Here is a 24022-nt window from a genome sequence, read left to right as displayed (position 1 = left end):
CGACCTGACGCAGCGCGCTCCAGCCGATTTCGGTCAATGCGCGGCCAGCATCCACAGCGCCATGGCGACCATCATGACATTCTCCGTCAGGGAGACGAAACCGAGCGGCACGTTGCCGCTGCCGCCGACGCAGGCGCATTTGAGTTCGCGCTTTTCGAGATAGACGGCCTTGAAAACCGAAACCGCACCGATCCCGCCGATGAAGAGCGCCACGGGGATCGACAGCCATTCGAGCGCACCCGCCAGCATCAGCACGCCTGCACCGAGTTCAAGGAAGGGATAGACATATCCATAAGGGACAAGACGGCGGGCGAGCAGGTCGTAATTCAGGAACATGGTCGCAAAGCGGTCCACATCCTGCAATTTCAGCATGGCGAGCAGCATCATGGAGATCGCGATGAAGCGTTCCGCCGTCATGATGCCGATGAGCGGCATCTCCGTCAGCCAGTTGGTCGCCAGGGCAAGCAGGGCCGCGACCGCGAAGACGGCAAGGACCGGCCTGTAGCTTTTCGCCTGCGGATCGGCGACCGTCAGGCCGAAAAGGCGGCGAAGATCGTCATGGCCGCCGATCCTTTGCCCGTCGATGAAGATCTGCGGCGTCGTTCCGACATTGTGCGCGGCCTTGAAGGCGTCGGTTTCGGCGCGGCTGGTAAGCCAATGATCCTCGACCTCATAACCCTTGCGCTTCAGCAGCCATCTGGCCTTGAGTCCGAAGGGGCAGATGTGGCCATGCATCACCATGCGGTAAAGGACGGCTTTGCCCGGAATTTGGGTGGAGGCGGCCACTGTTGTCATCGCATCGCTTTCTCTTGAGAGGTTCGCTTCGCACCCCATATGGGGTCCGTACCATGGTCCGGAGTCAAGCATGACGATGACGATTTCCGGTCTGGCGCGCGCGGGCGGCGTCGGCGTCGAGACCATACGCTTCTATCAGCGGCGCGGCCTGCTGGATACGCCCGACCGGCCGGAAGGTGCCGGTCTTGCGGGCGGCGTGCGGCGCTATGGCGAGGAGGATGTACGGCGTCTGAGGTTCATCCGTTCGGCGCAGGCGGCCGGATTCACGCTGGACCAAATCGGGGAGTTGCTGCGGCTGGATGCAGGGCAGGACCGTGCGCGGGCGCGTGAACTGGCGGCGGAGCGGCTAGCGGCGCTGGACCTGAAGATCGCGGAACTGGAGACGGCACGGGACAGCCTGCGGCGACTTGCCAGCGCATGCCATGCCTCGCAGGAAGGCCCTTGCCCGATCATCTCCGCCTTTGAGGAGTAGAGGGACCTCAGAAGCCGGCCATCAGCCCGTCGATCGCGCCCTGCAGGATGTAACTCGCGGCAAGCTTGTCCACCAGTTCACCCCGCCGCGCGCGGCTGGCATCCGCCTCCAGCAGCGTCCGCGTCACCGCCTGCGTCGACCAGCGCTCGTCCCACAGCAGGATCGGCAGGCCGAGGTCGGCGATGTTCCGGGCGAAGGCGCGGCTTGCCTGGCTGCGCGGGGATTCGCTGCCGTCCAGGTTGAGCGGCAGGCCGATCACCACGCCCTTCACCAATTGCTGTTCCATGAACGCCGCCAGCGCGATCTTGTCCTTGGTGAACTTGCCGCGGCTGACGGTATGGGCCGGGCTGGCGATCGACCATCCCGCATCGCATAGCGCAAGGCCGATCGTCTTGGTGCCCACGTCCAGCCCGATCAGGCGGCCGCCATGGGGCAGGGCTTCGCGGAAAACCGCGCGGTCGGCGGTAAGAATGGACATGTCTATTTCTTCAGAAAGGCGGCCAGCCGCTGTTTCGCATCCTCGCGCACATCGGCCCAGAACAGCGCATAGTCATAGACGTGATAATTATTGCCCGGCAAGGTGAAGGGCCCCATGTCCACCGGCTCGCCGATCATCAGCACGCCGCTGGTGTCGCAGCGGGCGGGGACGATGCCGGGAACCAGCCGGGTCGGCTTGCCGGCATCCCGCGCATCCAGCGTGCCGCGATTGGCGCTGGCGGGCGCGGCCCCGTTGAAGGCGCCGGTGATGGGATTGGTGCAGAGCATGTGCGTGCCCTTGTGCGGCCTGCCGGTGAAGCTCGGCTTGCGTTCGAAATTTTCGATCACCGCCGACGGATCGGCCGGTTCGGCATAGCTTTGCCAGCTCACGATGCAATGCGACTGCTGCCGCCGCGCGCAGGCGGGAAGTCCAAGCGCGGGCAGGTCGGCCTCTACCGAAATCGGCCAGCCCACGGCATAGACGGCGGCGATGCGGTCGGCGACCGGCTTGCCGGCGACCTGCTCCCGCAACAGTTTGAGCAGATGGAGCGACCCCTGGCTATGGGCCGCGAGGATCAGCGGACCTTCGGGATTGGCTTTCAGGAATGCGGCAAAGGCTTGCGCAACATCGCGATAGGCTGCGGCGAGGGATTGCTCGCCAGCCGGCTTGTCGGTCAGGAACGCCCCGTAATTGGCCTGGCGGTAACGGGGCGCCCAGACGGAACCCGCCGCGTTGAAGGCGCTCGCCTGATTCTGCACGAAGCGCCGCGCGGTGGCGAGGGATTCCTGGTCATCCAGCCGCATGTTCCAATGCGCGTCGCCCAGCGTGGTGATGTAGGAGGTCGGGTGAATGAAGAAGACCGTCGCCTTTTCCGCCGACGGGGCGTCCTTCACGCCTTCGGGAGTCCAGAGGGCGGGGTTGTCCTTCACGATATCGGGCCGGGCGATCCACATCTTCGGATCGTCATAGGCGTTGGCGGGGAGCGGTTCGATTTGCGCGAAGGCTTCCCGAGGGACCATGACCGCGCGGATCATCTGCATCCCCCAGATGCGATAGGCCAGCAATGCCGCGATCACCAGCACGATCAGGCCGGTTACGACATAGAGGAACTTGCGGGCCAAGGATTGCTCTCCCTAGTGATGGACTGTTTCTGTCTGGCGTAAGCCGCGAGCGTGCGCAAGGTCTCGGAGGATCGGGACTTGAAGCGGGCGTGGCCGGGTGGTAGCGGCGGGGCCATGTCGATAGACCTTCAGACCGTGAAAAAGATCGCCAGCCTTTCGCGCATTTCGGTGACCGACGCCGAAGCGGAGGCGATGGTGCCCGAACTCAACAACATCCTGGGCTGGGTGGAGCAATTGGGCGAGGTGGACGTGACCGGCGTGGAGCCGATGACCGCTGTCATCCCCAATCATCTGCGCCTGCGCGACGATGTCGTCACCGACGGCAATGTTCGCGACAAGGTGCTGGCCAATGCCCCGCAGGCCGAACATGGCTTCTTCGCGGTTCCCAAAGTTATCGAATGAGTGGGAATCTTTCACCCGTTCGGGCTGAGCTTGTCGAAGCCCAGTCCTTTCTTGAAGAGAAGTGCGGCCCTTCGACAGGCTCAGGGCGAACGGAAATTTGGGTATGACCAACCTTACTGATCTTACAGTAGCCGAAATCCGCGACGGTTTCCGCGCGGGCGACTTTTCGGCGCGCGAAGTGGCGGCGGCGTTCAATGCCAATGTCGCCGCTGCCAAGGCGCTGAACGCCTTCATCGTGGAAACGCCGGAAAAGGCGCTGGAAGCCGCCGACGCCGCCGACAGGGCGAGGGCTGCGGGCGAGGCGTTGAAGCCGCTTTCGGGCGTGCCGATCGGCATGAAGGACCTGTTCTGCACCGAAGGCGTGCAGACGACCGCCGCGAGCCACATGCTGGAAGGCTTCAAGCCCACCTATGAATCCACGGTTTCGAAGAAGCTGTGGGACGCGGGCGCGGGCATGCTGGGCAAGCTCAACCTCGACCAGTTCGCCATGGGGTCTTCGAACGAGACCAGCTATTACGGCAATGTGATCTCGCCCTGGCGGCGGGGCGGCGGCGACAATGCCGCATTGGCGCCCGGCGGTTCCTCGGGCGGTTCTTCGGCGGCGATTTCGGCGCGGCTCTGCCCGGCGGCGACCGGCACCGATACGGGCGGCTCGATCCGCCAGCCTGCCGCCTTCACCGGCATTTCGGGGATCAAGCCGACCTATGGCCGCTGCTCCCGCTGGGGCATCGTGGCCTTCGCTTCTTCGCTGGATCAGGCCGGGCCGATGGCGCGGACGGTGCGCGACAATGCGATCCTGCTGGAAAGCATGGCGGGCTTCGATCCCAAGGATTCGACGTCGCTCGATCTGGCCGTGCCGCAGTGGGAAGCCAGCCTGTCGAGCGACCTCCGGGGCAAGAAGGTCGGCATTCCCAGGGAGTATCGCCCCGATGGCCTGAACGCCGAGATTGCGGCGCTGTGGGACCGCGGCATCGAATGGCTGAAGGATGCGGGCGCCGAGGTTGTCGAAGTGTCGCTGCCGCATACGAAGTACGCGCTGCCGACCTATTATATCATCGCGCCAGCGGAGGCGTCGTCGAACCTCGCCCGCTATGACGGCGTGCGTTACGGCCAGCGCGACCTGCCCGATGGGGCGGGCCTGCAGGACATGTATGCCGCGACCCGCGCCGCCGGTTTCGGGCCGGAGGTCAAGCGCCGCATCATGATCGGCACCTATGTGCTGTCGGCGGGCTTCTACGACGCCTATTACACGCAGGCGCAGAAAGTCCGGGCGCTGATCGCCCGCGATTTCGAGCAGGCGTTCGAAAAGTGCGACCTGCTGCTGACGCCGACCGCGCCGAGCGCCTCCTTCGCGCTGGGCGAGAAGCAGGCCGATCCGCTCGCCATGTATCTGAACGACGTCTTCACCGTGCCGGCTTCGCTGGCGGGACTGCCGGCGATGGCGGTGCCGGGCGGGCTGGACGCGCAAGGTCTGCCGCTGGGGCTTCAGATCATCGGCAAGGCGCTGGACGAGCAGACCGTGCTGAACGCGGGCCTTGCGATCGAGGAACGTGCGGGCTTTGCGGCGCGGCCGGAGAAATGGTGGTAAAGCAAACACCGTTCGCCCTGTTGAAAGGAGCCGCTTGTCTCCTTGCAATGTCGAAGGGCCTCACTTCTCTTCAAGAAAGGACTGGGCTTCGACAGGCTCAGCCCGAACGGAAAAAGAAACATGAGTGAATATCGCATCCAGGGTGCAACCGGCGAGTGGGAGGTCGTGATCGGCCTGGAAGTCCATGCGCAGGTGACGAGCCAGGCGAAGCTCTTTTCCGGCGCGGCCACCGCTTTCGGCGCGGAGCCGAACACCCAGGTGAGCCTGGTCGACGCGGCCATGCCCGGCATGCTGCCCGTGCCCAACCGCGAGTGCATCCGCCAGGCGGTGCGCACCGGCATGGCGATCAAGGCGCAGATCAACAAATGGTCGCGTTTCGACCGGAAGAACTATTTCTACGCGGACCTGCCGCAGGGCTACCAGATCAGCCAGCTCTACCATCCGCTGGTGGGCGAGGGCGCGATCGAGATCAGCCTGGACGAGAAGAACCCCGATGCGCAGGTCAAGACGATCGGCATCGAGCGCATCCATGTCGAGCAGGACGCAGGCAAGCTGATGCACGACCAGCATCCGACGCGGTCCTATGTCGACCTGAACCGTTCGGGCGTGGCGCTGATGGAAATCGTGTCGAAGCCGGACATGCGCTCGCCTGCGGAGGCTGGCGCCTATCTGTCGAAGCTGCGGACGATCCTGCGCTATGTGGGGTCCTGCGACGGCAATATGGATCAGGGCTCGATGCGCGCGGACGTCAACGTCTCGGTCCGCAAGCCGGGCGAACCCTTCGGCACCCGCACCGAAACGAAGAATGTCAATTCCGTCCGCTTCGTCATGGCCGTGGTGGAACATGAGGCCAGCCGTCAGGTGGACGTGCTGGAGGCCGGCGGCAAGGTGGTGCAGGAAACCCGGCTCTACGACCCGGACAAGAATGAAACGCGCTCCATGCGGTCGAAGGAAGACGCGCATGACTATCGCTATTTCCCTGATCCCGACCTGCTGCCGCTGGAACTGGACGACGCCTTCCTGGAGGAATGCCGCCAGTCGCTGCCTGAATTGCCTGACGCCAAGCGCCAGCGCTATGAGCAGGCGCTGGGCCTTTCCGCCTATAATGCCGCGACGCTGACCGCCGACGCCGACACGGCGCGCTGGTTCGAGGCGCTCCTGGCCGAAGGCGCGCGCATCCAGAAGAAGAGCGAGGGCGAGGTCGCCAAGGCGTCCGCCAACTGGCTGCTGTCGGAGCTTTACGGCGCGCTCAACCGCCTGGGCAAGACGCTGGAGGAAAGCCCCGTCAGCCCGGAAGAGGGCGCGGAACTGCTGGCCCTCATTGCCGATGGCACGATCAGCGGCACCATCGCCAAGCAGGTGTTCGAGATCATGCTCGAAACCGGCGACAGCGCGCCCAGGATCGTTGAGGAAAAGGGGCTGAAGCAGACCAGCGACACCGGCGCCATCGAGGCCGCGGTCGCCAAGGTGCTGGCCGACAATGCGGACAAGGTCGAACAGTATAAAGCGGGCAAGGACGCGCTGTTCGGCTTCTTCGTCGGTCAGACGATGAAGGCCATGCAGGGCAAGGCCAATCCGCAGGTGGTGAATGAGTTGATCAGGAAGGCGCTGGCCTGATTGGTCCATTATGAACGATGTCTGTTCCGGCAGGCGTCGTTCGATCTGTACCTAAGATGTTCTCTTTGCTAAGCCCTTGAGCAACAGCCGCCATGAGTCGGGGGACTTGGCTGTGTGCAGGGGGAACATTCATGCGATTTGCGTTCGGCCACGCCATTTTGTGCCTTTTGCTCGGCTGCCTGTCGCCGGCCGTCATGGCGCAGGAAAAGTCCGCCGTGCGGCAGGGCTTCCTGCTCGATCCGAATTCGACCAAAATCCTGTTGTTCAGGCCCAGGGTGACCGTTGGGAGCCAGTCGACCGCGGGCATGTTCGAACCCAATGCCGACTGGACGCAGCAGGCGCGGGACAATCTGGATCTGGCCCTGGCGGAAGCGCAGCAGCGTCTGGGCAATGAGATTGTCGGTTCGGCCGATCCTGTGGGACAGCAGGCCGAAAGCCTCGCCGAATATCAGTCGCTCTTCGGCATCGTCGCGCAATCGGTGATCGAATTTCAGTTCTTCCCCGGCAATCGATTGCCAACGAAGAAGCGCGAAGGCGCGGCGTTCGACTGGACGCTGGGGCCCGGCGTATCCGCGCTCGCCGCCCGCTCGGGCGCGCGCTATGGGCTGTTCATCTTTACGGAGGACCAGTTCGGATCGACCGGACGGAAGATTTTCCAGCTGTTCGCGGCCATGGGCGGCGTCGGCATCACCTCCGGCCAGCATAAGGGCTTTGCAGGTCTGGTGGACCTTGCCAGCGGGGACCTGCTCTGGCTCAATGCGGACCTGCAGATGGGCGGCGATGTCCGGACCATGGAGGGTGCCCGCCGCCGTGTAACGCAGTTGCTGGAGGATTTCCCCGGCAGCACCCCCAGCCTTGCCGCTGCCGCCCAATGACGGGCGCGTTGCTGCGGGCAATGGCGCTGCTGGCCTTGACTCTGCCGGTGGCGGCGGTGGCGGCCCCCGGGCCCTCCGATCTCCCGCCCTACAGCCAGGCCTATCAGCCGCAAGGGACGGACGAGCGTGGCCTGTGGATGCTGGCCGATGAGGATGAGCGGGAACTGCGCGACTCCAAATTCCTCATCGACGATCCGGCCCTGCAGGCCTATGTGGCTGGCGTCCTGTGCCGGGCTGTGGGTCAGGACCGATGCCGGGGCGTGCGCATCTATCTGGTCCGGGTCGCATCCTTCAACGCCAATATGGCCCCCAACGGCACGATGCAGGTCTGGAGCGGGCTCCTGCTGCGGGTTCGAAGCGAGGCGGAACTAGCGGCGATACTCGGCCACGAGTTCGCTCATTTCGAGCTGCGACACAGCCTTTCAGGCTTCCGGAGGCAACGTTCAGCGACCGACATCGCCGCCTGGGCGGCCTTTCTGGGTCAATATGGCGCGACCGTGCAGCAGGCGGCGGTCGGCTCATTCTTCCAGTTCAGCCGCGATCAGGAAAAACAGGCCGACCTGCTCTCGCTCAAATATGCGATCCAGTCCCCTTATTCGGCGCAGGCGGCGGCGCATGTCTGGCAGCGGCTCATGGATGAGGCGGATGCGACCGCGCTGGGGCGCAAACAGCGCAGCCAACGCTATGATCGTGTCGCCTTCTTCTCCACCCATCCGACCAATCTCGATCGCGCGACCTATCTCGCGGCCCTGTCCGCCGATGTCGCGGCCAAGCCGGAGGGCGCGGAAAGCTATTCGGCGGCGCTTGCCAAATGGCTGCCGGATTTTCTGTCCGACCAGATGAAGCTCAACGATTTCGGCGGTACGGAATATCTGTTGTCGTCGCTGGCGGGGGAGCATTGGACCGCGCCTCTGCTGTTCGCGCGGGCCGAACTGTACCGCCAGCGCGGCAATCCGCGCGATCTGGCGGCGGCGGCCGATTTCTACCGATCGGCGCTCGCGGCCGACCCCGGCCTGGCGGAGGGCTGGCGCGGATTGGGTCTGTGCCTGATGCGTAACCGTCAGCGGACCGAAGGCGCGGATGCGCTCAAGAATTACATCCGGCTGCGTCCCCAGGCGGCCGATATTCCCATGCTCCAGACGATGACCGACGAATAGGATTTTCTCGTGGCGAAACGAATTTCATCTTTTCTGGCCGTGATCTGCGCGGTTCTGGTGGCGCAGCCGCTGATGGCTGGCAATGCCCTGATGCCGGCGGGGACGTCCGTTGCCGTGGCCAAATCGACCCTGACCGTCACGCCGGACCGGGAGTGGAACCGCCTGTCCGCCCGTCCCGGCCGCAATTCGGAGACATGGACGCTGGACGGTGACGATCTGAACGGCGTCAATTTCTACAGTATTGAAACCGGACGGACCTTGTTTCGGGAGGTGAGCAGGAAGACCAGGCCGCTGCCGCGCTTTTCCTCGACCATGTTGCTGACCGATATTCCTGCGCTGCTGGAAAATAGTTATCGCATCGCGCTTGGGACGACGCTCTTCTCGATGACCGCCATCGAGCCCGCGACATTTCTGGGCGAAAAGGGCGTGCGCTTCTCCTACAGTTTCCGAAAGCAGATGGAGGATGTGTCGCGCAGCGGCGAAGCGGTGGGCGCCATCGTCAAGGGCAGGCTGTACCTGGTGACGTTCGATGCGCCGGCCATTCTCTATTTCGATCGGGACGTTCCAGCCTTTCGGCAGATATGGTCCTCGGCCCGCCTCGAAACCCCTCCCGCTCTTGCGCGGCGCTGACGGGGGATAGCGAAAAGGGGCGCTGCCGGGGGAAGGCAGCGCCCCTTCCTTTACAGCCATGACACCGTTGGGAACCGGCTCATGTCATGGCGGATCGGCGGGCCGGGAGGGTCTGTGGGGTGTGGCCCGCCAATTCACTGCTAGGACGTCACAGGATGAAGTTAACCGTCGCGCGGAGGGAGAGGGCGACATGATTTTGTTGTTCCTCCGCCCCGAATTCGCCGCCGACGCGGAAAGTTTCGGTGCCGCCGATCAGCCGGGCGCGGCCGGTCCACCCGCTGGTGCGCTTGTCCGAGATCAGGGTGAAGTCCTCGCCACCGGCGAAATGGGCGGTGGTGTCGCCCAGTGATCCGCCGATGATCTGGCGCCGTCCTCCCTCCAGCTCGAACCGCATCCAGCCATCCTCCCGATTGAGGCTGCCGAAATCGTAACCGACCGTGACATTGCCGCTGGCGGTCAATTCGTCGCTGGTGCGGCCGTCGACGATCAGGTCAAAGGCAGCGCCGCCACCCGTCTCGCCATAGCCGTCTTCCTTCAGGCGGTAATAATCGATGCTGGCCGCGGGACGCAGGGTGAAGCGGTTGAAGCGCATCTCATAGGAGCCGCCCGCCGTTGCGGAGTAAAGCTTGCCCGACCAGTCGCCATCCGCCGTGCGCACGACGTCGCCGGATTCGAAATGGCGGCTGCCCCGGAAATCCACATGGGCCGCCGACAAGCGGGCATAGGTCTGGAGCGGGCCGAAATCGCCCCGCCAGTGCGCCGCCAGTTCGAACTGGTCGGAATCCACCGCATTGTCGGTGCTGCCCGAAGAGTCGCTGCCATGGATATAGGCGAAGGATGCGCCCAGGGCGCCGATCCCCGTCAGATATTCCGCGCCGAAGCTCGCCCCCCAGCCGTTGATGTCGTAGGATGCGGTGTCGCCCACGCTCTTGGAACTGCCGAACGCCACCTGTTGCAGCCAGAAGCCCAGACGCCCGTCAGCCGTGCGGTAGATGCCGCCCGGATCGCCAAGGATGCGGGCGGTCGCGCGCGAACCGGCGGTCACCGCCTCGAACGTGCCGCCGGCATGGTCGGGCAGCATCTGTTGCAGATTGGCCTTCAGCGTGTCGCCGTCGGTGATGGCAAGATAGCTGCCCGCAACGGCGCTATCCTTGTCCAGCGCGTTGAAGATCGCGTCATAGGCCCGCGCCTGCGACCCGGTCAGGCCGAGTTCGGATATGGTCTTGGCCGCGATCGACAGCGTCACTTCCCCCGTCGCGGCGTTGCTGGCGATGGCCCCCTTGAACATATAGGGGATCAGCGTCGTGCTGGAGAGGGCGGGCGTGCCGCTCAACGATCCGGCGCGGACGATGACATAATCGCCTTCCGAACCGGCCACGCTGGTCAGGGTCGCCTTGACCTGCGATCCGCTGGCGAAGCTTGCGGCCCCCGCGACATTGTAGAGCGTGTTGGTGCCGTTGGCCGTGTCGACCGTCACGCCGATGACGGAGGACCCGCCGACTGACAGCGAGGCGAGCGCGACCGTGCCCTTGTTGCCGGCGTTGAGGGTGCCGCCATTCATCACGACGGCGGTATTGCCGGCATTGCTGATCGCGCCGTTGAGCGTGGCGGTGCCGGAAAGGGTCAGCGTCGAGGCGCCGCCGCCGAAATCCACGCCGCCATTGATCTGCGCGCTTTCCGCCAGACCAAGGCTGGAACCGTTCCCGCCCAGCGCCACATTACCCGTCAGGGTGGAGGAGCCGGACAGCGCCAGGCGGTTGCTGCCGTCGCCCAGGTCGACATTGCCCGCGATGCTGCCGGCCGAGACCGTCACGACGTCATTGCCCGATCCCAGCCGCACGTCGCCCGTGATCTTCGGCGCGCTTGCCGTGGCGGAGGCAAGCGACTGGGTCAGGGCGACGCCGCTGCCATTGGCGGTCATATCGATGGCGACGTTCGATCCGCTCTTGCCTCCAGTCGCAGAGATGGTGCCGGTGTTGGACAGGGACGACACCGTGCCGGAAGAATCTAGGATGGCGATGGCCGCGCCATCCTTGCTGCTGAGCGCCGTGGCGGAAATGGCGCCGCTGTTCACGATGGCGCGGCTCGTCGCGCCTGCGTCGATCACCAGCGCGCGGGCCGACGTGCCGGCGACGCTGGAGCCGGTCGCGCTCACCGCCCCGCCGATCTGGAGGGTGTCGGCCGTGGCGCCGCTGCCCAAACGAATGGCCGTCGCATTGCTGTCATAGGATATGGCGCCGACCGATCCCGACACCAGCAGGCCCTTGGTCAGGGTGACATTGCCGCCCAGCCCGCCAATGGCGAGGCCGCTGGCGCTGACGCCGTCATAGACGCCATATCCGGCAATCGATCCCTTGACGATCAGGCCATAGCCCGAACTGTCCGCAGCCACCGGACCGATGGTCGTGGCCGCCGAGGCCGAACCGATCCGCACGGCGGCGGCGGAGCCATAGGTGATGATCGCGGCGGACCCTTCGCTGGCGTCGGTCAGCCCGTCATTGTCGACATCCGGCTTGGTGCTGTCCAGCGTCGGTGGAATGTCGAAGATGACGCCGCCCGTGACATTGCCGGCGATCGTCACGGCCGATCCGCCCTGGAGCAGATCGTCCGCATCCAGCTTGGAAGCGTCGCTCGGACGCGAAGTATAACGATAACCGGTGCTGGTGATCGTGCCCTGGATCTTGACCGCTCCGGTCACGTCCCCTTGCAGCGCAAGGCCGGTGCTGTTGGCGCCCGTGACGGCTGTCGTTCCGCGGATGGTGACATTGCCGGTGACCGCATTGGCCAGCACGCCATAGCCATTGTCGCCCACCACGCTGGTGGAGCCGCTGGTCGACAGATTGCCGGTCAGCGGCGCGTCGATGCGGATGCCGGCGGACTGATTGCCTTCGATGGTGATGGTGCCGCTGCTGTCGATATTGCCCATATGCGCCGCGCCCGGCTGGACCCAGATGCCGTTGCGGTTCGAACCCTTGGCGAAGGGGCCGTCCAGGTCGCCGTCCTTGTCGTCGTCGGTGGGGGTATAGTCCTCGTCCAGCGTGATCGTGCCGCTATGGGTGATGTTGCCGCTGGTGCCCGCCGCCGCGCGAATGCCGGTCGCGCCGTCCGCGCCGGAAATCTTGAGCGTGCCGGCATTGCTGACCTTGTTGTTGCTGTCCTGTGTGATGGCGGTGCCGCCGGTCAGCGTGATCGATCCTGCGGAACTGACCGTGACGTCATCCGCGGCGCCATTGGCGACGGTGGAGGTGCGGACGGCGGTGGTGGTGGAAGAACCGATGGTGGTTTCCGCCGCCGCATCGGCCACCGTCAGGGCGGCCAGAACGGGAGCGATGGCCGTGCAGGCCAGTAGATTGCGCATGATGTCTCCTCTGCGTGCCGCGCCTCTTTCCGATGAGCGCGCATGCGGCGAAGACGGCGCGGGAACGCCTGTCCCGTCAGTTAAAAATAATGCGATGCAGGATCAGAAGGCTAAATCCAGGCCAAGCCGGACAGTGCGCGGACGCAGCGGCGTCACATAATCCCCGCTAAGGTCGAAGGGCGTGCCCAGCGAGAAGCGGTTGCCGCTGCTGTCGAGCAGGTTGGTGAGGGAAAGCGACCATTGCACCGTCCCATGGGTCAGCGCCGCGCTGAGCGCCGTGTCCACATAGTCGCCCTGTTCCCGGCCCAATATCGGCCCCACGCCCAGGCGCGACTTGCCGACATAGCGGGCCGATCCACTGAGTTGGAGCCGCATGTCCCCTCCCACCGGCGCCCGATAGTCGAAGCCGATGCGGCCGCCCCAATTGGCGACATTGGGCAGGCTCAAAGACTGCCCCTCATAGGAGAGCAGGCGCAGGAATTGCGCCGGGCGGCTGAGGCGGCTGTCATTGTAGATGATGCTGCCGTCCAGCGTCAGCCGCGACGCGGGGCGGACGGCGACGCGCCCCTCCACCGTATAGATGCGCCCGTCCCCGATATTGGCGGTGGTGGGAATGCCGATCCGGTCGGTGACGTCGGCCTGAATGTCCCGCCATCTGGTATAGGCGACATTGCCCGTGACCGCGACAGGATCGATGCCCGGAATGCCCCTGCGGAAGCCCAGTTCCACCGTGGAGGCGCGGTCGTTGCGGAACCGCTGGATATGCTGGTCGTCGACAGCCAGCCCGCCGGGACGGAAACCCTGCTGGAACCGGGCATAGACGGTCGTCCCGGGCAAGGCGTCGGTCAGCAGGGAGAAGGAGGGGAGGAAGATCGTCTCGCTCCGGTTCGCCTGCGCCTCCGCGCGTGCGATGGCGGCAAGGGACAGCAGGGCGATGGGGTCCAGCACCTCGCCGGTCAGGCGGCTGTTGGTCAGTCGGCCGCCCACCGTGGCGATCAGGCCGCGCATGGGTTCGAACGACGCTTCGCCGAAGAGCGTCGCCTCGCGGATGCGGTTGTGCACGCCGGTCGAGGTCGCGGCCATGCCCCGCCCGTACATCGGCACGCCGGGAATGACCTGCGGCTGCATCAGGGCCGTTCCATAGGAGGTCAGCGAACGCTGAATATCCGACGTGCTTTCCAGATAGGATGCGCCCAATATCCAGCCCAGGCCATTGTCCAGGTCGCGGACGATGCGGTTTTCGGTCGAGAAGATGTCGACCTTGTTCCTTTGCCGGAACAGGGCGGCGGGCGCGTCCGCCCCGGCCATCTCATAAGGCGTCGCATCAAAGCTTTCCGTCAATATGTTGCGCACGAAGCCGGTGGAGGAGACGAAGCGCAGATCGTCCCATTGCCGCTCCACCCGCAGATTGGCGAGCGCATAGTCGGACGAATAGGGCTGGGCGACGGCGGAGGCGCGCTTGAGGTCGCCTATCGCCTTCGCGGCATATTGCGCATCGTCGCCCTCGATCCGCTGGAACACGCCGGTGAGGTCGACGGTCCAGTTCTCGTCCGGCGCAAAACGGAGCGCGGCGCGGCCGCCATAGGTGCGGATGCGGTTGACGTCATGCCTGTCGCGCAGGACATCGTCGATATAGCCGCCGTCCTGCACGCCATAGCCGACGATGCGCAGCGCGATCTTCTCCGTCACGACCGGCAGGTTGATCGTCGCGGCCAGGTCGCCGCCCGGATCGCCATGCTGCGTCGCGCTGAGCCCGGCGGAGACCTGCCCGCCGGCGCGCACCAGGTTGGGCGCATTGGGGATCATGCGCACGATGCCGCCCAGCGATCCCGCGCCATATAGCGTGCCCTGCGGCCCTTCCAGCACCTCCACGCCCTGCATGTCGTAGAGCCGGAGGTCCGGGTCCGGCGCGGCGTAGTTGAGGCGCATGTCGCCCAGATATTGTCCCGTCGTCGCCTGGGTCGGTCCGGCAACGCCGGAGTCCGCGATGGCGCGGATGAACAGCTTGTTGCGGCCCGTGCCCGCATGGGTGGAGCTGAGGCTCGCCACGCGGAAGATCAGGCTGGCGGTGCCGCCGGCCGCCTCCCCGGCGGTGAAGGCGTCGTCGCCCACCGCATCGACCATCCCGGCATAGCGGGGAAGCGGGGTGTCGCGCTTGGATGCGGTGACGATGATCTCGGCCGGTTCGGGCGCGGCTTGCGGAGCGGGTTGGGCGATGCGGGCGCGGGGCTGCTCGCGCACCACCGCCGGCGTCCGGACGATCCGCCAGGTGGTCGCGTCGATACGCCGGATGCTGGCGCCGCTGCCCTTGACCAGCCGCTTGAGAGCGGCTTCCACCGACAGGCGTCCCTCCACGGCGGGAGTGGCCACGCCCGCCAGCGACTGGTCCGACATGCCGATGCTGGCCCCGGTCTGGCGGCCGAGCGCTATCGCTGCCTCGCCCAGCCGTCCGGGGGCGATGCTGATCTGCTGTCTTTCCGCCGCTTGCCCAGGCGAAGCGGCCATCATGGCGAGGGCGGCGACGAACAGGACGTCAGCGTGGCGGGCCATCCCCCTCCCTCAACAGCCAGCCGTCGCCCTGCCTGACGGCGCTGAGGCCCATCAGCGGCGCTGCCTGGCCAAAGAAGCGCGCCGGGTCGTGGTGCAGGCGGATCGTTCCGGTGAAGCGCATCGTCCCCGCGCCGGGGGTGGCGGTGAGCCGGACGCCCAGTGAGCGGGCGATGTCGGCGCTGATCTGCGTCACCGGGGCGTTCGCATAGGTGAGGCGGCCCTGACGCCAGCTTGCGACGGCGTCGGTGGCGACGTCCATGACGCGTAGGCCGTTCTCATCCTCCATCAGCGCGCGGCCGGCGGGCAGGGCGATGGCTTCCGCCTTCGGATTGTAGATGACCTCGCCCTCCGACACGCCGATGCGGGTCGCATTGCCGGCGCGGACGATGTTGAAGACGGTGCCCGCATCCTCGAACAGCGCGTCGCCCACGGTGACGCGGAAGGGATTGGCGGCGTCATGCCGGACGGTGAAGGCGGCCTCGCCGCTGTCGAGCGCCGCGAAGCGCGCGTCATGCCGGTCGAAGCGCATGGTCGTGCCGCCGTTCAGTTCGACGCGGGTGCCCTCGTCCAGCGCGATGGTGCGGGTTTCGCCGGGCCTGGTCGTGACGGTGTAGATGTCGCTGCGGTTCCACATGCCGACCGATATGGCCGCCACCAGCGCCGCCGCCACCGCGCTGCCGCCGATCAGCGATCGGGACCAGCGCCGGCCGCGCTCGCCCGCATCATTGGCCGGAGCCGCCATGGTCACGGGCTCCGCCGGAACGATCTCTGCCAGATCGGCATCCGCCGCCATCAATGCATCATAGGCGGGCGCATGCACGGGATCGGCCTCCAGCCATGCGGTGAAGGCCTCCCAATCGGCAAATTCGGGATCGCGCGTGCGGATGACCCATCCGAGCGCCTCCTCGTTCATCATGGCTTCAGCCCTGTTCATGTCAGCCCCTCATCTGAGCCAGACGCCGCCGCCTTCCTCATTCCGTATCCATTTTCTGCTTGAGGGCGATCATGGCGCGATAGGCCTTCTGTAGATCCTTCTCCACGGTGGTGAGGCTGACGCCCAGTTCCTCCGCGATCAGCCTTTGCCCGACGCCCTCCAGGCGGAAGCGGCGGAACACCAGCTCGACACGCGGCCCCAGGGATTGCAGCACGGCGCGCGCCTCCTCCAGCCGTTCGTTCAGGATCAGCCGTTCGTCCACGGCGATGTCCTCCGACGGGTCGGCCATCACGCCGCCCGCGCCCTCCGCCCAATCCTGCTCGCGCCGTTCGCGGCGGGTGGCGGAACGATAGCGGTCCAGCATCAGGTTGTTCGCCATGCGGTAGAGATAGGGCAGGGGATCGGCGATCGGCCCCAGATCCTTCTCCTCCAGCTTCATCCACATGTCCTGCAACAGATCCTCGGACTCGTCGCCCGCGCCGCGCGCGCGCAGGAACCGCAGCAGGGCGGGCCGGTTGTTCAGGAAGATGGCGGATAGGCCGGTAGCCATGAAGAGCTTGCGTCCAGTGGGATCAGGCGGTTGCCATAATGGGCCGATGAAGGCGTTGCAACGGGCAAGCGGCCCATGGGATATTGCCATTTACCTCCGGCCATGCCTGATCGGGAGCATTTCCGGATTGACCGTTTGAGGTCGGCGGCTCGGAAAATGCGGCCTCGAAAGACAAGAGCATTTTCCCTCATGGTGAAATTGCTCTAGGGGCAGCGGGCAGGCCGGCAGGAGGATCGATGCAGCTTATCGGGCAGGTGGATGTGGAGGCGGCGCGGGCATCCGGCATGGATGCCGGGAAATTGCAGGCGCAGGCCGCCTTCGTTCATGAACGCTATGTCGTCCCCGGCAAGCTGCCCCATATGCAATGGCTCCTGTCGCGTGACGAACGACCCATTGCCTCGGTCCGCAGCGGTGCCGCACGCGCGACCGGCGAGCCGCTTGGGGATAACGCGCTTTACCGCATCGCCTCCATGACCAAGCCGGTGACCTCGGTCGCCTTCATGATGCTGGTGGAGCAGGGGCTGGTGGCGCTGGACGATCCGGTGACGAAGATATTGCCGGAATTCGCCGATCTCGCCGTCGGGGCCGATGGGGCGGGTCGGATGCGCCGCCCGATGCTGATGATCGACCTGCTGCGGCACACATCCGGCCTCACTTATGGTTTGCAGCGGCAGACGGCCATCGACGCGCGTTACCGTGAACTCGGCCTCGACGAGTTCCAGCAGAAACGCAGTTCCGACGAATTCATCGCCGCGCTGGCTGCGCTGCCGCTGGAGTTCTCGCCGGGTGAGCGGTGGAATTATTCGGTGTCCACCGATGTGCTGGGCGTCGTGGTGGAGCGGCTGAGCGGCCTCGACCTGGAGCGATTTTTCCGCGAACGCATCTTCGATCCGCTGGGCATGCCGGACACATTCTTCGAACTGCCGGAGGATCGCGCCGGGCGGATGACGGACGCCTGGCAATGGGCGCAGGACGGCACGCTGTCGCTCTACGACCGGGGCGAACGCAGCGGGTGGCGCCGGCCGCTCAAGCTGCGTTCGGGGGGCGGGGGCCTCATCTCCTGCACGGCGGATTATCATCGCTTCGCCCGCATGTTGCTGCGCGGCGGCGAACTGGACGGCGTGCGGCTGCTGAAGCCGGAAACGGTCGCGGCGATGCATGCCAATCATCTGCCGGGCGGGGGCGATCTCGCCAGCCTGTCCTCCTCCATGTTCAGCGAGGCGGATTATGCGGGCGTGGGCTTCGGCCTCGGCTTCGCGACCGATCTCAGGACGCAGGAATATTATTGGGGCGGCGTGTTCTCGACATTCTTCTTCATCGATCCGGTGGAGCGGCTGATCGGCATTTTCATGACCCAGCATTTTCCCTCAAGCATCCATCCGGTCCGTCGCGAGTTGAGGCAGGGTGTTCGCCATGCCATCATCGAAAGCCGCGCCGATTAATTGCTGCGCTGCAAAATTTGCTGTTGGCGAGCCTCGGGACGGCGTGCCATCATCGCGCCCGGACTCGAAGGCGAAAAGGGGCACGTTTATGAACCTGAAAGGCCAACCCACCCTCCCGAAGCCCGCTCCCCGGCAGGTCGATCCGGAGGTCCTTGCCCATGAGATCGTAGAGCGGTTGACCTACCGGATCGGCAAGAACGCCACCGCCGCGAAGCCGCACGACTGGCTGCATGCGGTGATCCTCGCCATTCGCGACCGGGTGATCGATGCATGGATCGCCTCGACGGAGAAAACCTATGAGGAGCAGGGACGGCGGGTCTATTATCTGAGCCTGGAGTTCCTGATCGGGCGGTTGATGCGCGACGCGGCGTCCAACATGGAGATGCTGGACGACATGCAGGCGGCATTGAGTTCGCTGGGCGTCGACATCGACATCATCGCCGCGCTGGAGCCGGATGCGGCGCTGGGCAATGGCGGCCTGGGGCGGCTGGCGGCCTGCTTCATGGAAAGCATGGCGACGGTGGACGTGCCCGCCTATGGCTATGGCATACGCTATGTGAACGGCATGTTCCGGCAGGAGATTTCGGACGGCTGGCAGGTGGAATTGCCCGAAACCTGGCTGACCCACGGCAATCCCTGGGAATTCGAACGGCGAGAGGCGAGCTACGAGATCGGCTTTGGCGGCCGGGTCGACCCGTCGGAAAATGAGGACGCCAGCCCGCACCAGATGCGCTGGCGGCCGGCCGAGCGCGTCATCGCCACGCCCTATGACACCCCCATTGCGGGTTGGCGCGGGAAGCGCGTCAATACGCTGCGCCTGTGGGAAGCGCAGCCGATAGACCCGATCCTGCTCGACCGCTTCAATGCCGGCGACCATCTGGGCGCGCTGACGGAAAGCAATCGGGCGGAGGCGCTCACGCGCGTCCTCTACCCCGCCGACAGTTCGCCTGCGGGGCAGGAATTGCGGCTGCGGCAGGAATATTTCTTCTCCTCCGCGTCGCTGCAGGACGTCGTCCGGCGGCATATCCAATATTTCGGCGACATCCGCACCCTGCCGGAAAAGGCGGCGATCCAGCTCAACGACACCCATCCGGCCGTCGCCGTGGCGGAGTTGATGCGGATACTCCTCGACAATCACGGCGTCGATTTCGACGAAGCGTGGGACATCACCCGCCGGACGTTCAGCTACACCAATCACACGCTGCTGCCCGAAGCGCTGGAAAGCTGGCCCGTGCCGCTGTTCGAACGGCTGCTGCCCCGGCATATGCAGATCGTCTATGCGGTGAACAGCCGCCTGCTGGGGGAGGCGCGGCGATCCGGCCAGTTCGACGACCGGGCCATCGGCACCATCTCCCTGATCGACGAGGGGGGAGAGCGGCGGGTGCGCATGGGCAATCTGGCCTTTGCCGGATCGCACAGCGTCAACGGCGTGTCCGCGCTGCACACCGAATTGATGAAGGAAACGGTGTTCGCCGACTTCCACCGGCTCTACCCGGCGCGGATCAACAACAAGACCAATGGCGTCACCTTCCGCCGCTGGCTGATGCAGTGCAATCACGGGCTGTTCGAGTTGATCAGGGAAGCGATCGGGGACCGCTTCATGGACGATCCCGAAGCGCTGCGGGAACTGGATCGTTTCGCCGACGACAGCGCGTTCCAGCAAAAATTCCTGGCCGTCAAACGCGCCAACAAGGTCGCTCTGGCCGATCTGCTGCGCCAGCGGGTCAACGCCCGGATCGACCCTTCGTCCCTGTTCGACATCCAGATCAAGCGCATCCACGAATATAAGCGGCAGTTGCTCAACATCATCGAGGCGGTGTCGCTCTACGACCAGATACGCTCGCATCCGGAAAAGGACTGGGTGCCCCGCGTCAAGCTGTTCGGCGGCAAGGCCGCGCCCAGCTATCACAATGCCAAGCTGATCATCAAGCTGGCGGGCGACGTGGCGCGGGCGGTCAATCACGACCCGGCGGTGCAGGGCCTGTTGAAGGTGCAGTTCGTGCCCAATTACAATGTGTCGCTGGCGGAAATGATGATCCCGGCCGCCGACCTGTCCGAACAGATTTCGACCGCCGGCATGGAAGCGTCGGGCACCGGCAACATGAAGTTCGCGGTCAACGGCGCGCTCACCATCGGCACGCTCGACGGCGCCAATGTGGAGATGCGCGACCATGTGGGGGAGGAGAATATCGTGATCTTCGGCCTCACCGCCGCCCAGGTGAACGAACGGCGCGCCCATGGCTACGACCCGCGCGAGGTGATCGGCCACAGCCGCGAACTGGGCCAGGCGCTGGATGCGATCGCAAGCGGCGTCTTTTCCCCCGACGATCCGGGACGGTACAGGGATCTGGTGCAGGGCATCTACGATCATGACTGGTTCATGGTCGCGGCCGATTTCGACAGCTATTCGGCCGCGCAGCGCAGGGTTGACGGGATATGGCAGGACCAGACGCTGTGGGCGCGCAAGGCGATCCACAATGTCGCGCGCATGGGCTGGTTCTCGTCCGACCGCACGATCAGGGAATATGCGACGGACATCTGGAAGGTGCCGGTTTGACGCGAGGCCGGAACTAGCGTGGGCTTGACCCCGGAACAGATCGCCCGCCTGCTGGAGGGGCGGGAGGACGATCCGTTCGCGACGCTTGGCGTCCATCCGGCGGAAAAGGGCTTCACCGCCTGCGTCTTCCTGCCCGATGCGGTGAGGGTCGATGCCTATAGGCTGGACGGCAAGGCCGCAGGCGCGCTGGACCGGGTCCATCCGGCAGGGCTGTTCTTCGGCAAGGTTGCCCTGCGCAAGCGCCAGCCCCTGCGCTATCGGGCGACCTATGCCGATGGCGGCGAATATACGCTGATCGATCCCTACAGCTTCGGCCCGGTGCTGGGGCCGATGGACGATTATTATTTTGCCGAAGGGTCTCATGCCCGGCTGTTCGACAAGATGGGCGCGCACCTCATCACCCATGAAGGGGTGGGGGGCACGCATTTCGCGGTCTGGGCGCCCAATGCGCAGCGGGTGTCGGTGGTGGGCGACTTCAACCGCTGGGACGGACGCCGGGCGCCGATGCGGCGGCGGCAGGATGCGGGAATATGGGAAATCTTCCTGCCCGAAGTGGGGGTGGGCAGCGCCTATAAATATGAGATTGTCGGGCCTGACGGGACGGTCCTGCCGCTGAAGGCCGATCCCTTCGCCTTCCGCTCCGAACTGCGGCCCGCCACGGCCTCCATCGTGGCGGCGGTGCCCGACCATGACTGGGGCGATGAGCGCCACCGCGACTATTGGCAAAGGGCCGATCCGCGCCGCGAACCCATTTCCGTCTATGAGGTGCACGCCGGTTCATGGCAGCGCGACGATGATGGAAATTTCCTGAGTTGGGATGACCTTGCCCACCGGCTGATCCCCTATGTGGTCGGCATGGGCTTCACCCATATCGAATTCCTGCCGATCAGCGAATTTCCCTATGATCCTAGCTGGGGCTATCAGACCACGGGCCTTTACGCGCCGACCGCGCGCTTTGGCGATCCGGAAGGCTTTGCCCGCTTCGTCGACGGCGCGCACCGGGCGGGAGTGGGCGTGATCCTCGACTGGGTGCCCGCCCATTTCCCGACCGACGCCCACGGGCTGGCCCATTTCGACGGCACCGCCCTTTATGAGCATGCCGATCCGCGCAAGGGCTTCCATCCCGACTGGAACACGGCGATCTACAATTTCGGCCGGCGAGAGGTGGCGCAATATCTGGTCAACAACGCGCTCTTCTGGGCGGAGCGCTACCATGTCGACGGGCTGCGCGTCGACGCCGTCGCCTCTATGCTCTACCTCGATTACAGCCGCAAGGAAGGGGAGTGGATTCCCAACAGCCAGGGCGGGCGGGAGAATGTGGAGGCGGTCGATTTCCTGCGGCAGATGAACAAGGCGCTCTACGGCACCCATGCCGGCGTCATGACCATTGCCGAGGAGTCGACGAGCTGGCCGAAAGTGTCCCACCCCGTCCATGAAGGGGGCCTGGGCTTCGGTTTCAAATGGAATATGGGCTTCATGCACGACACGCTGCGTTATCTGGCGCGCGATCCGGTGCACCGCGCCCATCATCACGACGACATCACCTTCGGCCTGCTCTACGCCTTTACGGAGAATTTCGTGCTGGCGCTCAGCCATGACGAGGTCGTGCATGGCAAGGCGTCCCTGCTGCACAAGATGCCGGGCGACGACTGGCAGAAATTCGCGACCCTGCGCGCCTATTACGCCATGATGTGGGGCTATCCGGGCAAGAAGCTGCTGTTCATGGGGCAGGAATTCGCGCAGCGGGCCGAATGGAGCGAAGCGCGGGCGCTCGACTGGCACCTGCTCGATCACGCGCCGCATCGGGGCGTGCAGTTGCTGGTGAGCGACCTCAACCGCCTCTATCGTTCCCGCCCGGCGCTGCATGCCCGCGATTGCGAGCCGGAGGGTTTCGAATGGGTGCTGGTCGACGCGGCGGCGGATTCGGTCTTCGCCTGGGTCCGTCGCGCGCCCGGGGTATCGCCCATCGTCGTCATCAGCCACTTCACGCCGACCTTGCGCCACGGCTACAGGATGCGCCTGCCCTCCGGCGGCCGCTGGCGCGAGATCATCAACAGCGATGCGGCGGATTATGGCGGCAGCGGCGCGGGAAATATGGGAATTGTCGTCGCGGATGAGGAAGGATGGGCCAATGTCACCATTCCGCCGCTTGGAACGTTGATGCTGGAACTGGACTATTGAAACCGACGGGCGGAAACCGAGCGCTCGCGAGCATGAAGGAGAAGAGGGCGATGCAGCCAAGACACCAGCCGATCGCCCGTGACGCCATGGCCTATGTTCTGGCCGGCGGCAGGGGCAGTCGCCTGGCCGAGTTGACCGACCGGCGCGCCAAGCCCGCGGTGCATTTCGGGGGCAAGGCGCGGATCATCGACTTCGCCCTTTCCAACGCGCTCAACAGCGGCATCAGGCGCATCGGCGTCGCGACGCAGTATAAGGCGCATTCGCTGATCCGGCATCTGCAGCGCGGCTGGAACTTCTTCCGGACGGAGCGTAACGAAAGCTTCGACATCCTGCCCGCCAGCCAGCGCGTGTCGGAAAGCCAATGGTATGAGGGCACGGCCGATGCGGTGTTCCAGAATATCGACATCATCGAAAGCTATGCGCCGGAATATATGGTCATCCTGGCGGGCGACCATGTGTACAAGATGGACTATGAGCTGATGCTCCAGCAGCATGTCGACAGCGGCGCGGACGTCACCGTCGGCTGCATGGAGGTGCCGGTGAAGGAAGCCAGCGGCTTCGGCGTCATGCATGTGGACGAGCAGGACGTGATCACCGCCTTTGTCGAGAAGCCGAAGAACCCGCCGCACATTCCCGGCAGCCCGGGCATGGCGCTGGCGTCCATGGGCATCTATGTCTTCCGCACCGCCCTTTTGATCGAGGAACTGCGGCGCGATGCGGACGATCCGGACAGCAAGCGCGATTTCGGGGGCGACATCATCCCGCACATCGTCAAGCATGGCAAAGCCGTCGCTCACCGCTTCTCCAGCAGTTGCGTCCGCGCAGAGAGCGAACCGGTGCCCTATTGGCGCGACGTCGGCACCATCGACGCCTATTGGCAGGCGAATATCGACCTGACCGACGTGGTGCCCTCGCTCGACCTCTACGACCGGAGCTGGCCGCTCTGGACCTATTCCGAAGTCACCCCGCCGGCGAAATTCGTGCACAATGAGGAGGGACGGCGCGGTTCCGCAACATCCTCCCTGATCGCGGGCGGGTGCATCGTGTCGGGATCGTCGCTCCACCGCAGCCTGTTGTTCACCGGGGTGCGCACGCACAGCTTCTCGTCCGTGACGGAGAGCGTCATCATGCCCGACTGCGTGATCGGGCGCGGTGCGCGGCTGCACAAATGCGTGCTGGATTCAGGCGTGATCATCCCCCCCGGCCTGATCGTCGGAGAACATCCGGAGCATGACGCGCAGCGTTTCCGGCGGACCGAAAGCGGCGTGACGCTGATCACCCAATATATGATCGAACGGCTGGCGGACTGAAACTT

Annotated in this window: 18 protein-coding genes; 11 read left to right on the top strand and 7 right to left on the bottom strand. The window is 65.2% G+C overall.

Annotated features, from left to right (window positions below):
- Nucleotides 1-33: 33 nt before the first annotated feature.
- The gene (locus A8G00_RS18970) at nt 34-795 is read right to left on the bottom strand and encodes a MauE/DoxX family redox-associated membrane protein (RefSeq protein ID WP_103001404.1); all 762 of its coding nucleotides are present in this window, start codon (nt 793-795) and stop codon (nt 34-36) included.
- Between the two features lie 70 nt (nt 796-865).
- On the opposite strand from A8G00_RS18970, the gene A8G00_RS18965 reads away from it, so the two are divergent.
- Nucleotides 866-1267 (top strand): MerR family DNA-binding protein, encoded by a 402-nt coding sequence (locus A8G00_RS18965; protein ID WP_103001403.1) that lies wholly within the window; start codon nt 866-868, stop codon nt 1265-1267.
- Between the two features lie 7 nt (nt 1268-1274).
- Here A8G00_RS18965 and ruvX read toward each other — a convergent pair whose 3' ends face one another.
- Both ruvX and A8G00_RS18955 read right to left on the bottom strand, forming a co-directional pair.
- Complete coding sequence (gene ruvX / locus A8G00_RS18960; RefSeq protein WP_171010046.1) at nt 1275-1739, bottom strand: Holliday junction resolvase RuvX; 465 nt, start codon at nt 1737-1739, stop codon at nt 1275-1277.
- A gap of 8 nt (nt 1740-1747) precedes the next feature.
- Nucleotides 1748-2866, bottom strand: a complete 1119-nt coding sequence (locus tag A8G00_RS18955) for a DUF3089 domain-containing protein (RefSeq protein WP_103001401.1) — start codon at nt 2864-2866, stop codon at nt 1748-1750.
- Nucleotides 2867-2980: 114 nt separating this feature from the next.
- On the opposite strand from A8G00_RS18955, the gene gatC reads away from it, so the two are divergent.
- The 6 genes from gatC to A8G00_RS18925 all read left to right on the top strand — a co-directional run bounded on the left by gatC (nt 2981) and on the right by A8G00_RS18925 (nt 9135).
- Nucleotides 2981-3268, top strand: coding sequence for an Asp-tRNA(Asn)/Glu-tRNA(Gln) amidotransferase subunit GatC (gene gatC, locus A8G00_RS18950; RefSeq protein ID WP_025548067.1), 288 nt, complete (start codon nt 2981-2983; stop codon nt 3266-3268).
- Nucleotides 3269-3371: 103 nt separating this feature from the next.
- A complete protein-coding gene (gatA, locus tag A8G00_RS18945) occupies nt 3372-4856 on the top strand; it encodes an Asp-tRNA(Asn)/Glu-tRNA(Gln) amidotransferase subunit GatA (RefSeq protein ID WP_103001400.1) in 1485 nt (494 codons plus the stop codon).
- 120 nt (nt 4857-4976) lie between these two features.
- Entirely contained in the window at nt 4977-6473 is a 1497-nt protein-coding gene (gene gatB / locus A8G00_RS18940; protein WP_103001399.1) for an Asp-tRNA(Asn)/Glu-tRNA(Gln) amidotransferase subunit GatB, read from the top strand.
- 131 nt (nt 6474-6604) lie between these two features.
- The gene (locus A8G00_RS18935; protein WP_025548071.1) at nt 6605-7348 is read left to right on the top strand and encodes a hypothetical protein; all 744 of its coding nucleotides are present in this window, start codon (nt 6605-6607) and stop codon (nt 7346-7348) included.
- Nucleotides 7345-8505 (top strand): M48 family metallopeptidase, encoded by a 1161-nt coding sequence (locus A8G00_RS18930; protein WP_103001398.1) that lies wholly within the window; start codon nt 7345-7347, stop codon nt 8503-8505. Before A8G00_RS18935 ends, A8G00_RS18930 begins: the two co-directional genes overlap by 4 nt.
- Nucleotides 8506-8514: 9 nt before the next feature.
- On the top strand, nt 8515-9135 hold the full coding sequence (locus A8G00_RS18925; RefSeq protein WP_061934748.1) for a hypothetical protein: 621 nt from the start codon (nt 8515-8517) through the stop codon (nt 9133-9135).
- A 148-nt stretch (nt 9136-9283) separates the two neighbouring features.
- Here the strand turns inward: A8G00_RS18925 and A8G00_RS18920 are convergent, their stop codons facing one another.
- From A8G00_RS18920 to A8G00_RS18905, 4 genes are all read right to left on the bottom strand, one after another.
- Entirely contained in the window at nt 9284-12493 is a 3210-nt protein-coding gene (locus A8G00_RS18920) for an autotransporter domain-containing protein (protein ID WP_103001397.1), read from the bottom strand.
- 102 nt (nt 12494-12595) lie between these two features.
- Nucleotides 12596-15043 carry a TonB-dependent receptor gene (locus A8G00_RS18915; RefSeq protein ID WP_103001396.1) on the bottom strand — a complete coding sequence of 816 codons (2448 nt, stop codon included), beginning with the start codon at nt 15041-15043 and terminating at the stop codon, nt 12596-12598.
- Nucleotides 15027-15959, bottom strand: a complete 933-nt coding sequence (locus A8G00_RS18910) for a FecR domain-containing protein (protein ID WP_103001433.1) — start codon at nt 15957-15959, stop codon at nt 15027-15029. The genes A8G00_RS18915 and A8G00_RS18910 overlap by 17 nt, the downstream gene beginning before the upstream one ends.
- A 55-nt stretch (nt 15960-16014) precedes the next feature.
- A complete protein-coding gene (locus A8G00_RS18905; RefSeq protein WP_044662047.1) occupies nt 16015-16527 on the bottom strand; it encodes an RNA polymerase sigma factor in 513 nt (170 codons plus the stop codon).
- A gap of 236 nt (nt 16528-16763) precedes the next feature.
- On the opposite strand from A8G00_RS18905, the gene A8G00_RS18900 reads away from it, so the two are divergent.
- The 4 genes from A8G00_RS18900 to glgC all read left to right on the top strand — a co-directional run bounded on the left by A8G00_RS18900 (nt 16764) and on the right by glgC (nt 24017).
- Nucleotides 16764-17969: a serine hydrolase gene (locus tag A8G00_RS18900; protein ID WP_103001395.1), complete on the top strand. Its 1206-nt coding sequence runs from the start codon at nt 16764-16766 to the stop codon at nt 17967-17969.
- Nucleotides 17970-18057: 88 nt separating this feature from the next.
- On the top strand, nt 18058-20526 hold the full coding sequence (locus tag A8G00_RS18895) for a glycogen/starch/alpha-glucan phosphorylase (protein WP_061934757.1): 2469 nt from the start codon (nt 18058-18060) through the stop codon (nt 20524-20526).
- An 18-nt stretch (nt 20527-20544) separates the two neighbouring features.
- Nucleotides 20545-22707 (top strand): 1,4-alpha-glucan branching protein GlgB, encoded by a 2163-nt coding sequence (gene glgB, locus A8G00_RS18890; RefSeq protein WP_061934759.1) that lies wholly within the window; start codon nt 20545-20547, stop codon nt 22705-22707.
- 50 nt (nt 22708-22757) lie between these two features.
- On the top strand, nt 22758-24017 hold the full coding sequence (gene glgC, locus A8G00_RS18885) for a glucose-1-phosphate adenylyltransferase (RefSeq protein WP_025548086.1): 1260 nt from the start codon (nt 22758-22760) through the stop codon (nt 24015-24017).
- The last annotated feature ends 5 nt before the right edge of the window (nt 24018-24022 follow it).

This window comes from Sphingobium sp. SA916, assembly GCF_002894065.1.
In the GTDB taxonomy this organism is placed as follows: Bacteria; Pseudomonadota; Alphaproteobacteria; order Sphingomonadales; family Sphingomonadaceae; genus Sphingobium; species Sphingobium fuliginis.
Note: the sequence above shows the minus strand (reverse complement) of the source record. Positions and strands in the feature narration are given on the sequence as shown.